This window comes from Kluyvera chengduensis (assembly GCF_044197065.1).
Classification (GTDB): domain Bacteria; phylum Pseudomonadota; class Gammaproteobacteria; order Enterobacterales; family Enterobacteriaceae; genus Kluyvera; species Kluyvera ascorbata_C.
In genome coordinates, this window is the sequence record NZ_JBIQOI010000037.1 from 1 (window position 1) to 299 (window position 299).

General features: G+C 56.2%; 1 pseudogene. It reads left to right on the forward strand.

What is annotated here, in order from left to right:
- Positions 1-299 (forward strand): annotated as a pseudogene (locus ACH1XZ_RS23260) (transketolase); the annotation flags it as partial.

The window sequence follows — 299 nt, forward strand, 5'->3', positions numbered from 1 at the left end:
GACAAGTTCGCCGCTTATGCGAAAGCTTTCCCGCAGGAAGCCGCAGAGTTCACCCGCCGTATGAAAGGTGACATGCCGTCTGACTTCGACGCGAAAGCGAACGAATTCATCGCTAAGCTGCAGGCTAACCCGGCGAAAATCGCCAGCCGTAAAGCGTCTCAGAACGCGATTGAAGCCTTCGGTCCTCTGCTGCCTGAATTCCTCGGCGGCTCCGCTGACCTGGCACCGTCTAACCTGACCATCTGGTCCGGCTCTAAGGCGATTAACGAAGACATCGCGGGTAACTATATCCATTACGG